The 17,359-nt window shown below is 71.5% G+C and carries 13 protein-coding genes and 1 riboswitch; of the genes, 7 read left to right on the top strand and 6 right to left on the bottom strand.

All coding sequences use genetic code 11. From position 1 onward, the window contains the following. The first annotated feature begins 38 nt into the window (after window positions 1-38). From ACZ6N8_RS26900 to ACZ6N8_RS26890, 3 genes are all read left to right on the top strand, one after another. Window positions 39-1,139 (top strand): ROK family protein, encoded by a 1,101-nt coding sequence (locus ACZ6N8_RS26900; RefSeq protein WP_466013292.1) that lies wholly within the window; start codon window positions 39-41, stop codon window positions 1,137-1,139. A 148-nt stretch (window positions 1,140-1,287) separates the two neighbouring features. After that, window positions 1,288-2,682, top strand: a complete 1,395-nt coding sequence (locus ACZ6N8_RS26895) for an enolase C-terminal domain-like protein (RefSeq protein ID WP_466013290.1) — start codon at window positions 1,288-1,290, stop codon at window positions 2,680-2,682. A gap of 13 nt (window positions 2,683-2,695) precedes the next feature. After that, window positions 2,696-3,418 carry a FadR/GntR family transcriptional regulator gene (locus ACZ6N8_RS26890; RefSeq protein ID WP_466013288.1) on the top strand — a complete coding sequence of 241 codons (723 nt, stop codon included), beginning with the start codon at window positions 2,696-2,698 and terminating at the stop codon, window positions 3,416-3,418. A gap of 10 nt (window positions 3,419-3,428) precedes the next feature. Here ACZ6N8_RS26890 and ACZ6N8_RS26885 read toward each other — a convergent pair whose 3' ends face one another. From ACZ6N8_RS26885 to ACZ6N8_RS26865, 5 genes are all read right to left on the bottom strand, one after another. Next, the gene (locus ACZ6N8_RS26885) at window positions 3,429-4,391 is read right to left on the bottom strand and encodes an aldo/keto reductase (RefSeq protein WP_466013286.1); all 963 of its coding nucleotides are present in this window, start codon (window positions 4,389-4,391) and stop codon (window positions 3,429-3,431) included. A 34-nt stretch (window positions 4,392-4,425) separates the two neighbouring features. Continuing rightward, a complete protein-coding gene (locus ACZ6N8_RS26880) occupies window positions 4,426-5,238 on the bottom strand; it encodes an ATP-binding cassette domain-containing protein (protein WP_466013284.1) in 813 nt (270 codons plus the stop codon). After that, the gene (locus ACZ6N8_RS26875; protein ID WP_466013282.1) at window positions 5,238-6,290 is read right to left on the bottom strand and encodes a substrate-binding domain-containing protein; all 1,053 of its coding nucleotides are present in this window, start codon (window positions 6,288-6,290) and stop codon (window positions 5,238-5,240) included. Before ACZ6N8_RS26875 ends, ACZ6N8_RS26880 begins: the two co-directional genes overlap by 1 nt. A gap of 40 nt (window positions 6,291-6,330) precedes the next feature. Beyond that, a complete protein-coding gene (locus ACZ6N8_RS26870) occupies window positions 6,331-7,338 on the bottom strand; it encodes an ABC transporter permease (RefSeq protein WP_466013280.1) in 1,008 nt (335 codons plus the stop codon). Between the two features lie 423 nt (window positions 7,339-7,761). Continuing rightward, a complete protein-coding gene (locus tag ACZ6N8_RS26865; RefSeq protein WP_466013278.1) occupies window positions 7,762-8,640 on the bottom strand; it encodes an amidohydrolase family protein in 879 nt (292 codons plus the stop codon). Between the two features lie 240 nt (window positions 8,641-8,880). Further along, window positions 8,881-9,025, top strand: a riboswitch (cobalamin riboswitch). Between the two features lie 35 nt (window positions 9,026-9,060). On the opposite strand from ACZ6N8_RS26865, the gene ACZ6N8_RS26860 reads away from it, so the two are divergent. The 3 genes from ACZ6N8_RS26860 to ACZ6N8_RS26850 are packed head-to-tail and all read left to right on the top strand — an operon-like array spanning window position 9,061 to window position 10,606. Then, window positions 9,061-9,264: a CbtB domain-containing protein gene (locus ACZ6N8_RS26860; protein ID WP_387121686.1), complete on the top strand. Its 204-nt coding sequence runs from the start codon at window positions 9,061-9,063 to the stop codon at window positions 9,262-9,264. Beyond that, on the top strand, window positions 9,255-10,022 hold the full coding sequence (locus tag ACZ6N8_RS26855; protein WP_466013275.1) for a CbtA family protein: 768 nt from the start codon (window positions 9,255-9,257) through the stop codon (window positions 10,020-10,022). The genes ACZ6N8_RS26860 and ACZ6N8_RS26855 overlap by 10 nt, the downstream gene beginning before the upstream one ends. Then, entirely contained in the window at window positions 10,019-10,606 is a 588-nt protein-coding gene (locus ACZ6N8_RS26850; protein WP_466013273.1) for a histidine phosphatase family protein, read from the top strand. Before ACZ6N8_RS26855 ends, ACZ6N8_RS26850 begins: the two co-directional genes overlap by 4 nt. A 142-nt stretch (window positions 10,607-10,748) precedes the next feature. On the opposite strand, the gene ACZ6N8_RS26845 is transcribed toward ACZ6N8_RS26850, so the two are convergent. Continuing rightward, complete coding sequence (locus tag ACZ6N8_RS26845) at window positions 10,749-16,355, bottom strand: GH92 family glycosyl hydrolase (RefSeq protein ID WP_466013271.1); 5,607 nt, start codon at window positions 16,353-16,355, stop codon at window positions 10,749-10,751. A 251-nt stretch (window positions 16,356-16,606) separates the two neighbouring features. Here ACZ6N8_RS26845 and ACZ6N8_RS26840 point away from each other — a divergent pair, with 251 nt between their 5' ends. Beyond that, a complete protein-coding gene (locus ACZ6N8_RS26840) occupies window positions 16,607-17,203 on the top strand; it encodes a hypothetical protein (protein WP_466013269.1) in 597 nt (198 codons plus the stop codon). The last annotated feature ends 156 nt before the right edge of the window (window positions 17,204-17,359 follow it).

Here is a 17,359-nt window from a genome sequence, read left to right as displayed (position 1 = left end):
GAAAATTTAGCAACAGCGTTGCGTAATAGGGTGGTGGGATGACGCGCACCACAGCCGACGTGACGTTCCTGCGCGGCTACAACCAGGCGCTGGTCATGGCTGTGGGGCGTACCGTGCCGAGGTTCGAGCGGTCGACGGTCGTCACCGCCACCGGCCTGACCCCGCAGGCGGTCTCCAAGGTCATCGCCCGGCTGACCGCCGACGGGCTGATCCGGTCCGCAGGCGTGCGCCGTCCGGGCATCGGCAAACCCGCCGTCGTCTACGAGTTGGTCCCCGACAGCCGGTACGCCATCGGCGCGCACGTCGCCCGGCGCACGCTGCGCCACGTGCTCGTCGACCTGGCCGGCCGGGTGCACCACTCGGCGGTCAGCCCGCTCCCCCGCGACTTCACACCGGAGCACCTGCTGCACGCCCTGCGCACCGGCATTGACGCGATCATCGCGGGCTGGGAGCCGCGGGGCCGACTCACCGGCGTCGGGATCGGCATGATCGGCCCACTGGACCACGAGAACGGCCTGGTCCGCGACGCCCACGGCCTGCGGCACTGGCACGACGTACCGCTGCGCACGCTCGCGGAGGCGCACCTGGGCCTGCCGGTCCACCTGGACAAGGACGTCACCGCAGGGGTCACGGCCGAGGCGTGGCGGCGCGGCGGGACCTTCGGTGACGCGGTCCTCATCATGGTCGAGTCCGGCATCGGTGGCGGCTTCTGGCTGGGCGGCACGGCCCACCGGGGAGCGCACACCAACGCCGGCGAGTTCGGCCACACGGTCGTCGACCTCGACGGTCCGCGCTGCGTGTGTGGACGCCACGGGTGTCTGGAGATCGTACACAACCGGGCCGCCGAGGCCGGGGACATCGCACGGGCCGCCCGGGTCCTGGCCGTCGGGGTGGTCAACCTGCTCCAGACCCTCGACCTCGCCCACGTGGTGCTGGCGGGCGCCGACCTCCTACGGCACCAGGGGGCCTACCTCGCGGCGGTCCAGGAGGCCGTGCACACCCAGGTGCCCCGCGCGGACTGGCTGGTCACCGACGTCACCCTGTCGAGCCTGGGCGCGGACGTGATCGCGGCGGGCGCGGCCATGCAGGTCCTCGACCGCCAGTACGGCGTACCGGGCCTCATCCCGCGCCAGAGCTGACCGGGGAGCCCTCTCATCGGCTGGAAGGGAGCCCGGGAAACATCGGATGTCTGGGCCCAGACGTTGATCGACATCGTTGACGGCCCTGATCGGGCGTCCGTACACTCCCAGGCATCATCCGATCTTTCGTTAGCCGGGCGAGGAGCGCATGCCGCAGATCACTGCCGTCACCGTCGAGGACGTCCGCTTCCCCACCTCCCTGACCGCTGACGGCTCCGACGCCATGAACAAGGACGGTGACTACTCGGCGGCGTACGTCGTCCTGCACACCGACGGTCTGGACAACACGGGTGCGCCGCTCGCCGGTCACGGGCTGACCTTCACCATCGGGCGCGGCAACGACATCGTCGCCGCCGCGGCGGTCCACCAGGCCCAGCGCCTGGTCGGCCTGGACGTGACGACGATGGCGGCGGACATGGGGGCGGTCTACCGCCTGCTCACCTCCGACTCGCAGCTGCGCTGGCTCGGCCCGGAGAAGGGCGTCGTGCACCTGTCCCTCGCCGCCGTGTTGAACGCCTCCTGGGACCTGGTGGCCCGGCTCGCCGCCAAACCGCTGTGGCGCCTGCTCGTCGACATGTCCCCCGAGCAGCTCGTCGACATCGCGGACCTGCGCTACCTGTCCGACGCGCTGACCCGGGACGAGGCGCTCGCCATCCTGCGCGCCAAGGAGAGCACCAAGGCCGACCGCCTCGCCGAGCTGCACCGCACCGGCTACCCCGCCTACACCACCTCGGCCGGCTGGCTCGGCTACGGCGACGACAAGTTGCGCCGGCTGTGCCAGGAGGCGGTGGACACCGGCTACGGGTACGTCAAGCTCAAGGTGGGCGCCAACCTCGACGACGACATCCGCCGGTGCACGATCGCCCGGGAGATCCTCGGCCCGGACCGCCACCTCATGATCGACGCCAACCAGGTGTGGGACGTCGGTCAGGCCATCGACTGGGTGACGGCTCTCGCCCGGTTCAAGCCACTGTGGATCGAGGAACCCACCAGCCCCGACGACATCCTCGGCCACGCGGCCGTCCGCCGTGCCGTCGCGCCCATCGGCGTCGCCACCGGCGAGCACTGCCACAACCGGGTGATGTTCAAGCAGCTGTTCCAGGCCGGGGCCATCGACTTCTGCCAGCTGGACACCGGCCGGCTGGCCAGTGTCAACGAGATCGTCGCTGTGCTGCTCCTCGCCGCGAAGTTCGGCGTCCCCGTGTGCCCGCACGCGGGAGGCGTCGGCCTGTGCGAGATGGTCCAGCACGTCTCGGTGCTCGACTACGTCGCGGTCTCCGGAGACCTCACCGGCCGGGTCACCGAGTTCGTCGACCACCTGCACGAGCACTTCACCGACCCGTGCGTCGTACGGGACACCGGTTCGGGCAGCGGTTACGTCCTGCCCGGGCAGCCCGGCTACTCCACCCGGATGCGTCAGGAGTCGATCGCGCTGTACCGGTTCCCCGACGGCCACTACTGGGCGGCGGCGGACCCGGCTACCGTGTCATCTCCGGAGCCGTACGTCATCGCGGGTGGGACGGCCACCCCCGCCGGCCGTTAGGGGGTGTCGCGTCGTGTCCCGTACCGACGAAGTGGTGAACGGCATCAAGCGGATGATCCTCGAAGGGACGTTCAAGCCCGGGGATCGGCTGCCCGTCGAGAAGGACCTCGCCGAGTCGCTGGGCGTCTCACGGGGCTCGTTGCGCGAGGGGATGTCGGCCCTGTCGATCCTCGGCATCGTCAACATCCGGCAGGGCGACGGCACCTACATCACCAACCTGGACGCGCCGCAGCTGCTGGCGCCGATGGGCTTCGTCGTGGACTTCCAGGGCCAGGGCGACCCGCGGCACATCCACACCGTCCGGCGCCTGCTGGAGTGCGAGGCCGCAGGGTTGGCGGCGACCAGGATCACCGACGAGGCCCTCGCCCAGGCGGGAGAACTGCTCGAAGAGGCGGCCCGGATCGCCGGCCGCTCGCCGCAGGACCACGAACGCATAATGGAAATTGACATCGCCTTCCACCGGATCATCGCGGTGCACGCCGACAATCCGGTGCTCGTCGGCCTGATCGAGGCGTTCGCCGGGCGCACCCTGCGCGGGCGGCTCTGGCGCAGCCTGCACGAGGAGGGCGCGGACCGGCGTACCCACGACGAGCACGTCGCGATCCTGAAGGCCCTCGTGGCACGCGACCCCGACCGCGCCCGCACCCGGATGGCCAACCACCTGATCGGGGTGGAGGAGTCGTTGCAGGAGCTGCCCGACGACGCCGACACCAACGGCGAGGCCGCCGGCCCGTGACCGCCCGCCCTCACGCCCGCACGTCGAGCAGCCCCTCCTCGTACAGCGCCGTCCAGAGCTGATCGGGCACCTCGGCGGCCGAGCGGCGCAGGGTCTCGGTCACCTGCGCCTCGTCGCGCATGCCGACCACTGTCGAGACCACGGCCGGATGCCGGCGGACGAACGCCAACGCCGCCTCGGGCAGGGTGACGCCGTACGACTGGCACACCCGCGCTGTCCGGCGGGCCTGCTCGATCACCTCCGGCGGGGCCTGCTGGTAGTTGTAGACCGCGTCGGACGGCGGGGTGTCCCGGGCCAGCAGCCCGGAGTTGTAGACCCCGGCGATCACCACACCGACCCGGCGTGCCTGCGCGGCGGGGAGCAGGTCGACAAGCGCGCCCTGCTCCAGCAGGGTGAACCGGCCGGCGCACATCACCACGTCGACATCGGTCTCCGTCACGAACCGGGCGAGCATGGCGGACTGGTTCATCCCGGCGCCGATCGCGCCGATCACCCCCTGTTCCCGCAGTTCCACCAGCGCCGGCACCGCCTCGTACGCGGCCTGCTCCCAGTGCTCGTCCGGGTCGTGCAGGTACACGATGTCGATCCGGTCCAGGCCGGTACGCCGAAGGCTCGCCTCCAACGACCGCCGTACGCCGTCGCGGCTGAAGTCCCAGACCCGCCGGTGGTCGGCCGGGACCGCGAAGCCCTCCGGATCCCGCAGGTGCGCGGTATCGGGCGACGGCACCAGCAGCCGGCCGACCTTCGTCGACACCACGTACTCGTCGCGTGGTCGGGAGCGCAGAGCCTCCCCCAGGCGTCGCTCGGACAGGCCGAGCCCGTAGTGCGGCGCCGTGTCGAAGTACCGGATGCCGCCGTTCCACGCGGTGTCCACCGCCGCGGCGAAGTCCTCGTCGGACGTCGCCCGGTAGAGGTTGCCACCCTGCGCGGCGCCGAAGCCCAGCGCGGTGAGGTGCGGCGTGCGACAGGTCACCGGCCCACCCCGCCGCCGTCGGCCCCGACCGCCGTCACCGAGCATCCCGTTCCGCGCTCCCGGTCATCGCCGCCACCAGGTCGTCGGTGGTGACCTGGTCGGCGCGCAGCCGGGCGGCACGTCGGCCCAGTCGCAGCACCTCGACCCGGTCGGCGATCTCCAGCACCTGGGGCATGTTGTGGCTCACCAGCACTACCGACATGCCGGCGTCCCGCGCCCGCCGGACGACGTCGAGCACCCGTCCGGTCTGGACGACCCCGAGCGCCGCGGTGGGCTCGTCGAGGATGACCACGTTCGTCGCCCAGATGATCGCCCGGGCCACCGCCACACACTGCCGCTGCCCACCGGACAGCATGGCGATCGGGGTGGTGACCCGGGGGATCCGTACGCCCAACTCGTCCAGGGCCGCGGCGGCGCCCTGCCGCATGGCCCGCTTGTCGAGCAGGCCGAGCCGCCCGAGTGGGCCGGAGCGCACGATCTCCCGTCCCAGGTACAGGTTGGCCGCCACGCTGAGGTCGTCGGCGACGGCGAGATCCTGGTAGACCGTCTCCACCCCCGCGCGACGCGCGTCGACAGGGGTCGAGAACCGCACCGGACGGCCACCCACCCGGATCTCGCCCTCGTCGGGCGGGTGCACACCGGACAGGGTCTTGATCAGCGTGCTCTTGCCGGCGCCGTTGTCACCGATCAGCGCGACGACCTCGCCCCGGTGGACCGTGAAGTCGGCGCCGCGCAGCGCCTCGACGTGCCCGAAGCGCTTGACGATGCCCCGGGCCTCAAGGACCGGCGGTTCCCCGGCCGGCGGCCGTTCGTCGGCCTCGGCGGCGGCCGTCGGAGTCGTGGCCATCACTGCACCGGAGGGTTCGCGCAGCTGGGTTCGAGCACCGCCTTGGTCTCCGGCGAGTCGATGTTCTCCTTGGTGACGAACGTGACGCCGGTGTCTGCCGACGCCAACGGCGCCTTGTCCCGCAGGTGCTTGACCATCTTGTCGACGCCGAAGTAGCCCATCTTGAAGGGGTTCTGCACGACAAGCGCCGAGATCTGGCCGTTGCGCAGGCCGGCGACCTCGTCGGGGGCGGCGTCCCAGCCGATGATGACCACCTTGCCGGACTTGCCGGCGGCCTGGACGGCCTGGGCGGCGCCGAGCACGCTCGGCTCGTTGGCCGCGAAGATGCCAGCGAGGTTGGGGTTGGCGGTGAGGATGTTCTCGGTGACCCGCCGCGCCTCGTTGACGTCGCTGCGGCTGGGCTGCTGGCCGACCAACTTGAGGTTGGGGAACTGGGCGAGGCCAGCCTTGAAACCCTCGACCCGCTCGGTGTTGGTCTGCGACCCGGGCTGGAACTCGACGAGCGCCACGTCGTGGTTGCCGGGGCCGAGTTCGCTGGCGAGCAACTTCGCGGCCTCGACGGCCGACGCCTTGTTGTCGGTGGCGAAGAGCGGCACCTCCGACGGCTGCGGGCTGGTGCCGGAGTCGATCATCGCGACCGGGATGTCGGCGCCGAGCGCCTGGTCGGTCGCCGGCGCCAACGCCCGCGAGTCGGTGGCCGCGTAGACGATCCCGTCGACCTTCTTGGTGACGAAGTTCTGGATCAGGTTGACCTGCCCCTCGACGTCGGTCTCGGTGGTCACCCCGTCCCACTGGACGGTGACGTTGCCGGCGCGCTGGGCGGCGCACTCGGCGCCCGCCTTGACCGTGTTCCAGTAGTCGGCGCCGACGGCCTTGGGCACCACGGCGAGCTTCAGTGGCCCGGCCGCGTCCCTGGTCGCGCCGTCGCCCCCGTCGCGGACCTCGACCCCGCCGCAGGCGCTGAGCAGCGCGGTCGCCGCGACGGCGGCCAGCACGGCCCGGGTACGCGGAAGTCGGCCTCGGACCCGCCGGCTGGTGGTGGTGTGTGCCATGGTGTGTGTCCTTCCTCGTTCGGACTTCCGAAATGGCATGTCAACCCCGTGATTCCAGCCGCCGGCGGCGGAACTGGTCGAAGTAGACGGCGGCCCAGATGATCAGGCCGACGATCACCTGCTGGTAGTGGATGCTGATGTCGAGCAGCACGGCGCCGTTGCGCACCAGGGCGATGAGGAACGCGCCGATGATCGTCCCGACGATCCGGCCCTGCCCGCCGAACAGGCTGGCGCCGCCGATGACGGCGGCGGCGATGACGTCGAGCTCCAGCGAGATGCCGTAGTTGGGTTGACCGGAGTTGACGCGGGAGGCGGCGATCATGCCGCCGAGCCCGACCAGAACGCCCGCCAGCACGTACACCCCGGTGAGGTACCGACCCACCCGGATGCCCGAGCGGCGGGTCGCCTCCAGGTTGGAGCCCATCGCGTACGTGTACTGGCCGAAGCGGGTCTGGGAGAGCAGGAAGGCGACCCCGACCGCCACGAGCGCGGTGACCACCACGGCGAACGGGATGCCGATGATCTCGCCGTTGCCCAGCAGTTGGAAGGACCGGGGCAGCCCGTACACGCCGACCGCGCCGGTGATGATGAAGACCAGGCCGCGACCGACCGACATCGTTCCCAGTGTCGCGATGAACGGCGGAATCCGGGCCACGGTGATCAGCAGCCCGTTCACCAGCCCGGCCAGGGCGCCGACGCCGACCGCGACAGCCGTCGCGGCCCAGAGCGGGAAGCCGAGGTCACGTACGACCATCGCGCCGACGACGCCGGCGAGCGCGGCGACCGACCCCACCGACAGGTCGATGCCCTTGGTGATGATGACCATCGTCTGCGCGGCGGCGATGATGGCGATCACCGCCGTCTGCGCGCCGATGTTGAAGAGGTTGTCCGCCGTCAGGAAGTAGGGACTGGCGACGCTCAGCGCGATGAACAGGACGACGAGCGCGGTGGCGGCGGTGAACTCGGAGACGGCGTGGGAGATCCGTTCCCGGAACCAGTCGCTGATCTCGCCGCGCTGCCTGCCGGCGGTTGCCTCGACGGTACTCATCGTCGGATCCGACCTCCCCAACCGTGGCGCCGGCACCCGACGGATCACCGCCGGTGAGCGGGGCGCTTGTCAGAAACCGAGCCACCCCGCAGGGGAGAGCACGAGCGGTAGCCCGGATCACCCGTCGAGATAGGTCGGATGTTTCCATCGATCAGGCGTTACCATGCCACGTATTCACGTATGTTGCCAAGGTCTTACCGCCAGGTTTTGGCTCCGTTATTCGACAGACGAGCCGCATACGTCTGATCAACCGGCACACGCCAGCACGGCCACGGTCCACAGTTGACCGCCGCCCAGCAGGACCATGCTATCGACCAGGCACGATGCCTCGGCAGGGCGTCGAGGACCGGGGTCGCCGGGCGTACTCCCACGACGCGGGCGGACGAGCGGCGGATCTCGCGGCGGCCCGCGAGATCCGCCGGGTCACGACGTGGGCAGCCGGTACGCGCGACGAGCGGTCCGTCGCCAGATCGCCGCACGCTCGTCGTCGCCGAGCGGCTCCAGCAGGTCGGTGAGGGCCTCGATCCAGCGGAGGTACGACGAGGCGAGCAGGCACACCGGCCAGTCCGAACCGAACATCAGCCGGTCCGGCCCGAACACGTCGAGCGCGTGCTCGACGGCGGGTCGCAGATCGTCAGTCGTCCAGGATGGCCCGTCCACCTCGGTCACCAGGCCGGAGAGCTTCGCCGCCGTGTTGGGCTCGGCGGCGAGCGCGCCGAGGTCCCGGGGCCAGTCGCCGAGGTCGCCGCGCCCCAGCGCGGGCTTGCCGAGATGGTCCAGGACGAACCGCGTGTCGGGCAGGTCCCGCACCAGCCGGACGGCGGCGGGCAACTGGTGGTCGCGTACCAGCAGGTCGAAGGTGAGGCCTGCGGCGCCCACGGCCGCGATGCCCCGCCGGACGTCCGGACGGTCGAGGTACGCCGGATCGGGTTCGGACTGCACGAGGTGGCGGATGCCGACCAGGCGTTCGCCTCCACGGCCCGTCCGGAGCCGGTCGAGACGGTCGGCGACGTCGGCGGCGGTGAGGTCGACCCAGCCGACGACCCCGGTGATGAGGGGATCGGCGGCGGCGATGCCCAGCAGCTCGGGTGTCTCGGTGCGGGTCGCGACGGACTGCACGACGACGGTCTGGGTGACTCCGGCGGCGTGCGCGACCGGGGCGAGGTCCATCGGGGTGAAATCGGCGTCGATCGCGGCCATGGTGTCCGGGTCGATCCAGGGCTGCGGGTGCCGCGCCCGGACCCAGAGGTGGTGGTGCGCGTCGACGACGTCCGGTCGCCCGACCGGCTCGCCGGGAGTCATCGACCCCACCCCTGACACGCTCACGTTCAACCCAGACCCCGCTCGTTCGGTTGACCCATGTTAGCGGTAACAGTTTCCCGTCAAGCATCATATCTTTGTGCCCCTTCAGGGGGCCGGCGGTCCGACGGGCACGGTGCCGACGGGCGGTTTTGGTAGGACGAATGTCGACCGATCATCCATCTCGACGAACGCCGGCCCGGTCGGCGCGGCCGGGCTCGCGGAGCCGGGTTGACCGCCCGGGGCGGCACCGATACCGTCGACCCACTATCTGCGGCGACGCGAGGGAAGCCGGTGTGAATCCGGCGCGGTCGCGCCACTGTGAGCGGTTCTCCAGCATCACCGGAGCCCGCGAGCCAGGACGCTCGGTCGTCCGCAGCCTTGCGATGGGGACGCGTCATCCCCGGGGAGGTTCGTGTATTCATGTCCAGTTCCACGTCCAGCCAGCCGTTGGTTCATCCCGCTGGCACCGCACGTCTGCTGTGGACGGTCCTGGCGACGGTCGCCGCGCTCGCCCTGCTGGCCTACCTCGTCGCCTTCGACCAGGGCGCCGTCTCGCGCAGTGGCATGTTCCTGCACGAGCTCATGCACGACGGCCGGCACCTGCTGGGCGTTCCGTGCCACTGACCACCACCACCGCTCCCCCGTTCGTCACCGTCCTCGCCCGTGGCCTGCTCGCCGGGCTGGTGGCCGGCCTGCTCGCGGGGGTGTTCGCGTACGTCGCGGGTGAACCCCACGTCGAGGCGGCCATCGCGATCGAGGAGGCGGCGGCGGCGCACGCCGAACCGGCTGCCGGCGGGCACGATCACGAGGACACCCTGGTCGGCCGGAACGGTCAGCGCGGAGGTCTCTTCCTGGCCACCGGCCTGTTCGGCGCCGCGATGGGTGGTCTGCTGGCCACCGCGTACGTCCTGCTGGCCCGCCGTCGGCGCGTCCACGACGACGGCCGCTCGGGGCTGCCACTGGCCGGCGCCGCGCTGCTCGGCGCGGTCATCGTGCCGTTCCTCAAATATCCGGCGAACCCACCGGCGGTGGGTGACCCGGCGACCATCAACCAGCGCACTGTCACCTACCTGCTGATGGTGGTGCTCGGCCTGGTGGCGGTCTGGGCGGGCTCGCTGGGCTACCGGGCGGTCGGCACCGACGCGCCGGAGCTGCGCGCCGCTGCGGCAGTCGGCGGATTCCTGCTGGTCACCGCGGTGTCCTATGTGGTGATGCCGTCCTTCCAGGAGGTCCCGGCCGACTTCCCCGCGACCCTGCTGTGGGACTTCCGGCTGGCCTCGCTCGGCACCCAGGTGGTGCTCTGGACCGGGATCGGCCTGCTGTTCGCGGCCCTGATGCGGCACGGCCACCCTCGGGCCACGGGCGCGGCACCGACCGGGTGACCACGACCAGCCTGCGGCTGGTCGCACACGCCCACACCGCCGCCCAACGGCGGGCCCGCTTCGGCGGCACGGACGACGCCCTGGACGAGGGCGGCCTACGGGCCGCTCTCGCCCTGGCCGCCGCCGAGGCCGGTCGCCGGGGGCAGCTGGGCGTCGCCGACGTCTGTGTGTCCAGTCCGGCGGTCGCGGCCATCCAGACCGCGGGCGCGCTCGGCCTCGCGCCCACCGTCGAGGCCGCGTTGAGCGACTGCGACCACGGCGACTGGACCGGCAGGTCCCTCGACGAGGTCGCCACCGACCAGCCCCGGGCGCTACGCGAGTGGCTGTCGGCACCGGAGGCGGCGCCCCACGGTGGCGAGTCGGTCGTCGCGCTGCGGGAGCGGGTCGGCCGCTGGTTGGACGGGCAACGCGGAAGCGGGCAGCGAATCACCGCCGTCACCCACCCGCTCGTCATCCGGGTCGCCGTCGTGCACGCCCTGGGGTTGCCGGTGGCGACGTACCGGCAGGTGGACGTCGAGCCGCTGGCGATCGTCCGGCTCACCGACCACGGCTCGCGGTGGCACCTGCGACTGGCCGCCCGCTGACCCCGACCGGCCCGCCGCGCGACCTGGTCGACGCGCCGCTGCCCCGCGCCGACCACCGCCCGGGCGGCACGATCTCTCCGCCGTGCCCGCGTCGGGCGGACCGTGGTCACGGCCCGCCCGACGCGGCTGCGCTACCTGCGGCTCACCTCGCGGCGGTGACGGTGAACGGCCGGGACACCGTCGTCGCCGACGTGGCGCCGGTGAGCGTGACGCTTGTCGCGCCCACCTTCGCCGTACCGGGAACGCTTACCGTCGCACCGGCGAGCACACCGTCACCGTTCGCGCGTACGGTGCTGACCGCGAGGCCGTCGCCGACGGTGACGGTGACCGCCTCGTTCGGTGCGAACCCGGAACCGTCGAGCGTGACCGACGCCCCGCGCGGACCGGACGTGCTCAGCAACGCCACCCGCGGCCGGTAGGTCGGCGCCTGCGCCTCACCGGTGACCTGGACGGTCGCCGTCGCCGGTGTACGCGAGGACGCGCCGGTGGCCGTCACGGCGTAGCGACCCGGCAGCGCGCCACCTGACGTCGGCACCGAGACCCGCACCGTCCCCGTCGCGGAGGCCGCGACGGTCGTGCGCCGCGCCGGGTCCGTCCCGACGCTGACGGTCACCTGCTCGCCGGCGGCGAACCCGCTGCCGTCGACGGTGACCGCGTCCCCGGTGCCGACAGTCGCGGACGCGGCAAGCGCGATCGCCGGCCGCGCCCCGCCACGTGCCACGGTCACGGTGAAGCTCGCGGTGCCGCTCGAGCGGGTGTCCCACGCCGTGACCCGCACCGTGTAGGTGCCCTCGCGCGCGTAGGTGTGCTGACCGGTCATCGCACCCGACGCGTCGACAGTCACGTCGTCCGGAACCGTGCCGTCACCCCACTGGACCCGGGCCCGGTAGCCGGTGGCGCCGGGAACCCCGCCGGTCACCGAACCGAGTTTCGCCGCGAACGTCTGCCCGGCGGTGGCCGTCTGGGCGTTCGGTGCGACGGTCGTCAGGGCGGCGGCCGGCGTGCCGTCGTCGGCGACGGCGAACACGTGGATCCGGCCCGCCGAGCGCGGGTCGCCGGTCTGCGTCGGCAGGGTCACCGAGACCAGCGTCCTGCCCTGCGGGATCTGGTACGGCGCGGTGGCGAACAGGAACGGCTGGGCGCCGTCCCGGCTCGTGCCACTGAGCCGGTACGCGGGCCTGGCGACGACGATGTTGTCGTACGACGGGGTGCCGTTGGGGTTGCCGCCCAACGTCCAGTCACTCATCCGGATGGGGATGCTGGCGGTGCTGCCGTCGCTGAACGTCGCCGTGCCCGTGGTGCTCTGGTTGCCCTGCGTGCCGGCGCCGATGAACGAGATGGTCCGCGCGTCGGCCGGCAGGTCGAGGTCGATAGTCGCGCCGTTGCCCGTGGCGTTGTCCGGCTGCCCCGGCGGGATCACCGGCAACGTGAACCGCAGCTCGGTGCCCGGCACCTGCTGCCGCTCGCCCTGGGTCACGCCGGCCGCTGCCAGGGCGGCCCGCGAGTACGCCCACGACTTGGCGTCGCAGTCGGCCGCGAGGACTCCCTCGTCGCCGACGCAGACGCTGTCGAACGCGCCGGTCAGGCCGGATTTCGGGACGTACGCCACGTCGACGCCCACAGTCGCGGAACTCTGGCTGGCGCCGTCGGTCACCATGACGTTCGCCTGGTGGTAGCCCGGCGTGGCGTACGTGTGCGAACCGCCGATCCGGTAGACGGCCCGCGAGCTGGGCGTCACGGTGCCCTCGGTGACAGGCGTGCCGTCACCCCAGTCGATGGTGGCCCGGTAGCCGCTTGCGGTGCCACCGGTGACCGTGGCCAGCGGCACCGAGACCGGTACGCCTGCCGTCGCCCGCACGCCATCCGCCGCGGTCACCGCGACGTCGCCGCCGGACAGGTCGAGGTCTCCCCCGGCGAGCAGCTCGATCTCGGCGAGGTTCGTCTGCGCGCCGCCTACGGTCCTGGTCACGACGAGCCGGAACTGCGCGAACCGTCCCGGCCTGTCGATGGTGTACGGGCGGGTCTGGTTGCGCCACCGGAACACCTGACCGCTGCGGGAGTCGACTGTGCTCCAGGTGATGCCGTCGTTGGAGCCCTGGAGGCGCCAGTCCGCCGGATCACCGGCGCTCGCCCCGGACGTGATGGTGTAGGACGTCGGCTTCTGCCGTCCGCCACGGAACGCCCAGCTGATCTGCGGGGTGGCCGAGGCGAAGGTCAGCTGCGTGGTCGACGAGTCGTCGAACAGCTTCGCCGCGTCCTGCCCGCCGGTAGCGGTCGCGGTGCCGAGGCCGGGGCCTGTGGTGTCCTGCAACGGCTTCGGCGCGTCGTCGCCCCTGGTCAGCGACGGAGGGGCGTCGTTCTTCCCACTGCCCCAGGACGACGGGTTGGGGCCCATCTGGAAGTCGATGGTGCCGCCCCGGGCGAGGGTGGACACGTCCACCGACACGCCGCGCTGCTTCTTGCCGTTGACGCTCACGCCCTGCACGTACACGTTCCTGGTGCTGTTGTTCGGCGCGTTGACCACGATGTCACCGGTCGGGCGACGCACGGTCATCCTGGTGAACTGCGGCGAGCCGATGGCCCACTGCGACGAGCCCGCCTGCAACGGGTAGATGCCCAGCGAGCTGAGGACGTACCACGCCGACATCTCGCCGTTGTCCTCGTCGCCCAGGTAGCCCTGGCCGATCTCGCTGCCCACGTAGAGCCGGCGCAGCAGCTCCCGCACGATCGACTGCGTCTTCGCCGGGGCACCCGCGACGTCGTACATGTACGGGATGTGGTGCGACGGCTGGTTGCTCATGCCGAGCTGACCCATCCGCACGGCCCGCGCCTCGAGCATCTCGTGGATGATCCCGCCGTACCCGCCGGGGCGGTCGGCGTTCTCCGGGGTGGCGAAGAACGTGTCGAGCTTGTCCCGCAGCGCCTTCTGACCGCCGTACAGGTTGGCCAGGCCCCGAGGGTCCTGCTGGGCGGTGAAGGCGAAGTTCCACCCGTTGGTCTCGGTGTAGACGCCACCCCAGTCCAGCGGGTCACCGGCGAGGAACGTGCCGGCGGCGTCGCGCCCCTGGAAGAGCTTCGTCTTCGGGTCGAACAGGTGCACGTAGTTACGCGCCCGCTCCAGGAAGTACCGCGACTCCTCGGTGAGCCGCTGGCGTTCCGACTTCGGCGTGGCGGGGTCCTTGGCCAGCGCGGCGGCCATGTTGCCGATGCCGTAGTCGTTGATGTAGCCCTCCAGCGCCCACGACACCGATTCTCCGGTGGAGGTCGGCGTGTAGCCGAGGAACAGCGAGGTCTCGATGCCCTTGCGGCCGACCGCGCCGCGTCCGGACGCGACCGTCGCGTCCTTCACCGCCGCGTCGTACGCCGCGAGCGGGTCGGGCAGCTTGACCCCTGTGAGGTACGCCTGGGCGAGAGCCACGTTCGCGCTGGTGCCTGTCATCAGGTCGGCGTAGCCGGGCGACGACCACCTGGCGATCCAGCCACCGTCGCGGTAGTGCTGGACGAACCCGTCGGCGATCCGGGCCGCCACATCCGGATAGAGCAGCGCGTAGGCGGGCCACACGGTCCGGTAGGTGTCCCAGAAACCGTTGTTGACGTAGATCTGCCCGTCGACGATCTTCGCGCCGGTCCGGGTGGCGGTGGACGTGCCGGTCGGCGCCGACACCGGGCTCGCGTACTGCCAGCGCGGCGCGGCGGCGGTGCCGGTGTTCTCCGACTGCGAGTTCGGGTACAGGTTCAGCCGGTACAGGTTGGAGTACATCGTCACCAGCTGCGTCTCGGTCGCGCCGCGTACCTCGACCCGGCCGAGCCGGTCCTTCCACGCCGCCGTGGCGGCGGCCTGGATCTGCTCGAAGCCGCGGCCGGTGACCTCCAGGTCACGGTTGCGCTGCGCCTGGTCGACGGAGAGGAACGACGTGGCGATCCGCATCGTCACCTGACGCTCGGCGGTCACGTCGAAGGTCGCGGACGTCGCGGACGTCGCCGTCGGCGCCCTGTCGAACGCGCCGGACACGAACATGCGGCTGCGGCCGGCCGACAGGCCACTGCCGTTGTCGACCCAGCCGGTGAACGTGCCGTCCGCGCCGATGGTGAACGTCCCGTTGTGGAACACGAGGCTGCCGGTCGGCTGCCCCGCCGGGAACGTGAACCGCATGATGCCGGCGTGGTCGGTGGGGACCATCTCGGCGGTCAGGCCGTTGCGCAGCGCGACCCGGTACAGGTCCGGCCGCGCCGTCTCGTCGTCGTGGCTGAAGGCCAGCGCCCGGCTGGACGGCGCACCGGTGAGCGGGCGGTCGCCGGCGACAGGCATCACCGACATCTGGTTCCGGTCACCCATCCACGGGCTCGGCTCGTGGGAGATCGCGAGGCCCTGCAACATCGGCAGGTTCTCCGCGTTGTTGACCCGGTGGTACTCGTACTCCCACGAGTCGGACGTCGCGTCGGTGACCGGGGTGAAGAAGTTGAAGCCGTTGGGCACGGCGGTGATCGGCAGGTTGTTGCCCCGCGAGAACCCACCTGTGGAGTTGGTGCCACGCCGGGTGTCGACGTAGTTGGTCAGCCGCGAGCCGTCGATCGGCGCCGGCGAGGCGGTCACCGCGAGGTCGTCGAGCCACCCCTGGAAGCGGGTGACCCCGGAGGCCTGCGGGTTGTCGTACGCGAGCAGGATGCGGTCGATCGTCCTGCCCCGCGCGACGGTGCCCAGGTCGGCCTGCACCGCGTTCCACTGGTCGGCGTAGAGCACCTTCGAGGCGCCCTGCCCGGTGGCGGTGAGCGGGTAGCCGTGCTGGTCGACTGCCGCGAGCCGGCTCAGGTAGCTGCCGTCGGTGAAGCGCAGGTCGACTGCGGCGTAGGTGGACGGGTACCTGGCGTCGCCGTTGGTGAACTCGGGGAAGATCTTGTAGGACAGCCGGGTCCGCGGGCCGACCGGGATGTCCACGTCGAACAGCAGGTTGGTGCCGTACGAGCGGCCGTCGCCCTCCGCGCCACCGGAGTAGCGCAGCGCGCCCAGCCCGGTGAACCCGACGCCCGGCTTCGTGGTGTAGCCGCCCTCCGGGCCGGCGCCGACCTCGGTGACCATCGGGGTGGCCGGAGGCCGGACGTCGGAGCCGTCGCTGATGTTCCAGTCGGCGAGCTGCACGAGCGTGTCACCGGAGTTCGCGGTGACGTTCAGGCGGTAGTAGCCGTACGCGGTGGTGTTGGTGAAGCTGTAGACCTTGGTGGCGAAGCGTCCGCCGAACGTCTGGCCGGTCCGCCGGTCCAGGTCGGTCCACGTGCTGCCGTCGGTCGAGCCCTGCACGACGAAGTCCCGGGGGTCCCGGCCGGGGGCGTCGTTTGCGGAGGTCAGCGAGTACCGCAGGACCGTCGCCGGCTTCGCCAGCCGGTAGGTAACCCAGCCGGTCTCGTCGAAGACCAGCCACTTGGTCGACGAGTCGTCGTCGCTGAGGTTGGCGGCGACCTCGTTCGGCGCGTTCTCACCGCTCGCGGTCACCGCGCTGACCTGGTCGAGCAGGCTGCCGGGCAGGGTGATGGGGGTGCCGCTCAGGTTGCCCTGGACGGGTTTTCCGTTCGCGTCGACCTCCACTGTGCTCGCCGCGGGGCGGGGGTCGGTCGACTCGAACGAGGAACTGAAGGCGCCAGGTGGCGGAGGCGCGGCGCTGGCCAGGGGGGCGGCGACGAGTACTCCCACGGGCAGCAGGAGTGCTGTCGTCGCGGCGACCAGTCGGGGAGACAGGGGACGCGCAGGGGGCATGCGCTCTCCTTTGGAGTCGGCCTGACATCGTTGTCATGGAACTCGTGACGATGAGGGCGAGGGCTGTGGACTGCCGCTGATGGTTCCGGGCGGAGCACGGCGGTGTCAACGGGTTGATCGCAGCGAAACAGGCCGACGGCGTACAGGGGGGCCGAAGGTCCCGTCAACTGCGGTACGGCGGCACTGCTCGACGACTCCGGCGAACTGTGGAATGAGGACGACATCGACGAACGAGAAAGGACGTGGACGCCATGACCGCCACACAGCTCCCCCGGACCGCGCAGCGCCACACCACGACGGGGCGCAACGGCACCCCGCTTGCCGCTCCCGCGAGCGTCCTCGCCACCACCGAGACCCCGGCCCGCAAGGCCACCCGGTACACCCTCGCCGGCCTGCGCATCGCCCTTGGCTGGATCTTCCTCTGGGCGTTCATCGACAAGGTCTTCGGGCTCGGCTTCGCCACCAAGGCCGGGAACGGCTGGATCGACGGCGGCAGCCCCACCAAGGGGTTCCTCGGCAACGCCGTCGCCGGCCCCTTCGCCGACATCTACCGGGGCTTCGCCGGCGCCGCCTGGGCGGACTGGCTCTTCATGACAGGTCTCGCCGCGATCGGCACGGCCCTGATCCTGGGCATCGGCATGCGGGTCGCCGCGGTCGCCGGCGGGCTGCTGCTGGTCCTCATGTTCACCGCGGTGCTTCCTCCGGAGAACAATCCGGTCATGGACGACCACCTGATCTACGCCGCCGTCCTCGCCGTCCTCGCCCTGACCGGCGCCGGCGACACCCTCGGCCTCGGCACGGTGTGGGCCCGGCTGCCCATCGTGCGGCGCCTGCCCTGGCTCAGGTGACCGACCCGGGCCGTCCACCAACGACGAACCCGAACAGCACTGTGGCGGGGGGGGGGGCGGGCCCCCCCCCCCCCCCCCCGGGGGGGGGGGGGGGGGTTTTGGCAGCCATACGGGGAATAAGAAGAAATGGCCGGGGCCAAAAATAAAAAAAAAGTA

This window comes from Micromonospora sp. NPDC047521, from assembly GCF_055587305.1.
This window is presented reverse-complemented; position numbering and strand designations above follow the sequence as displayed.

What these genes read in the sequence shown, in the direction of transcription:
- ACZ6N8_RS26900 (WP_466013292.1), top strand. Translation starts at nt 39, where the DNA reads ATGACGCGCACCACAGCCGACGTGACGTTCCTGCGCGGCTACAACCAG.
- ACZ6N8_RS26895 (WP_466013290.1), top strand. Translation starts at nt 1,288, where the DNA reads ATGCCGCAGATCACTGCCGTCACCGTCGAGGACGTCCGCTTCCCCACC.
- ACZ6N8_RS26880 (WP_466013284.1), bottom strand. Translation starts at nt 5,238, where the DNA reads ATGGCCACGACTCCGACGGCCGCCGCCGAGGCCGACGAACGGCCGCCG.
- ACZ6N8_RS26875 (WP_466013282.1), bottom strand. Translation starts at nt 6,290, where the DNA reads ATGGCACACACCACCACCAGCCGGCGGGTCCGAGGCCGACTTCCGCGT.
- ACZ6N8_RS26870 (WP_466013280.1), bottom strand. Translation starts at nt 7,338, where the DNA reads ATGAGTACCGTCGAGGCAACCGCCGGCAGGCAGCGCGGCGAGATCAGC.
- ACZ6N8_RS26865 (WP_466013278.1), bottom strand. Translation starts at nt 8,640, where the DNA reads ATGACTCCCGGCGAGCCGGTCGGGCGACCGGACGTCGTCGACGCGCAC.
- ACZ6N8_RS26860 (WP_387121686.1), top strand. Translation starts at nt 9,061, where the DNA reads ATGTCCAGTTCCACGTCCAGCCAGCCGTTGGTTCATCCCGCTGGCACC.
- ACZ6N8_RS26845 (WP_466013271.1), bottom strand. Translation starts at nt 16,355, where the DNA reads ATGCCCCCTGCGCGTCCCCTGTCTCCCCGACTGGTCGCCGCGACGACA.
- ACZ6N8_RS26840 (WP_466013269.1), top strand. Translation starts at nt 16,607, where the DNA reads ATGACCGCCACACAGCTCCCCCGGACCGCGCAGCGCCACACCACGACG.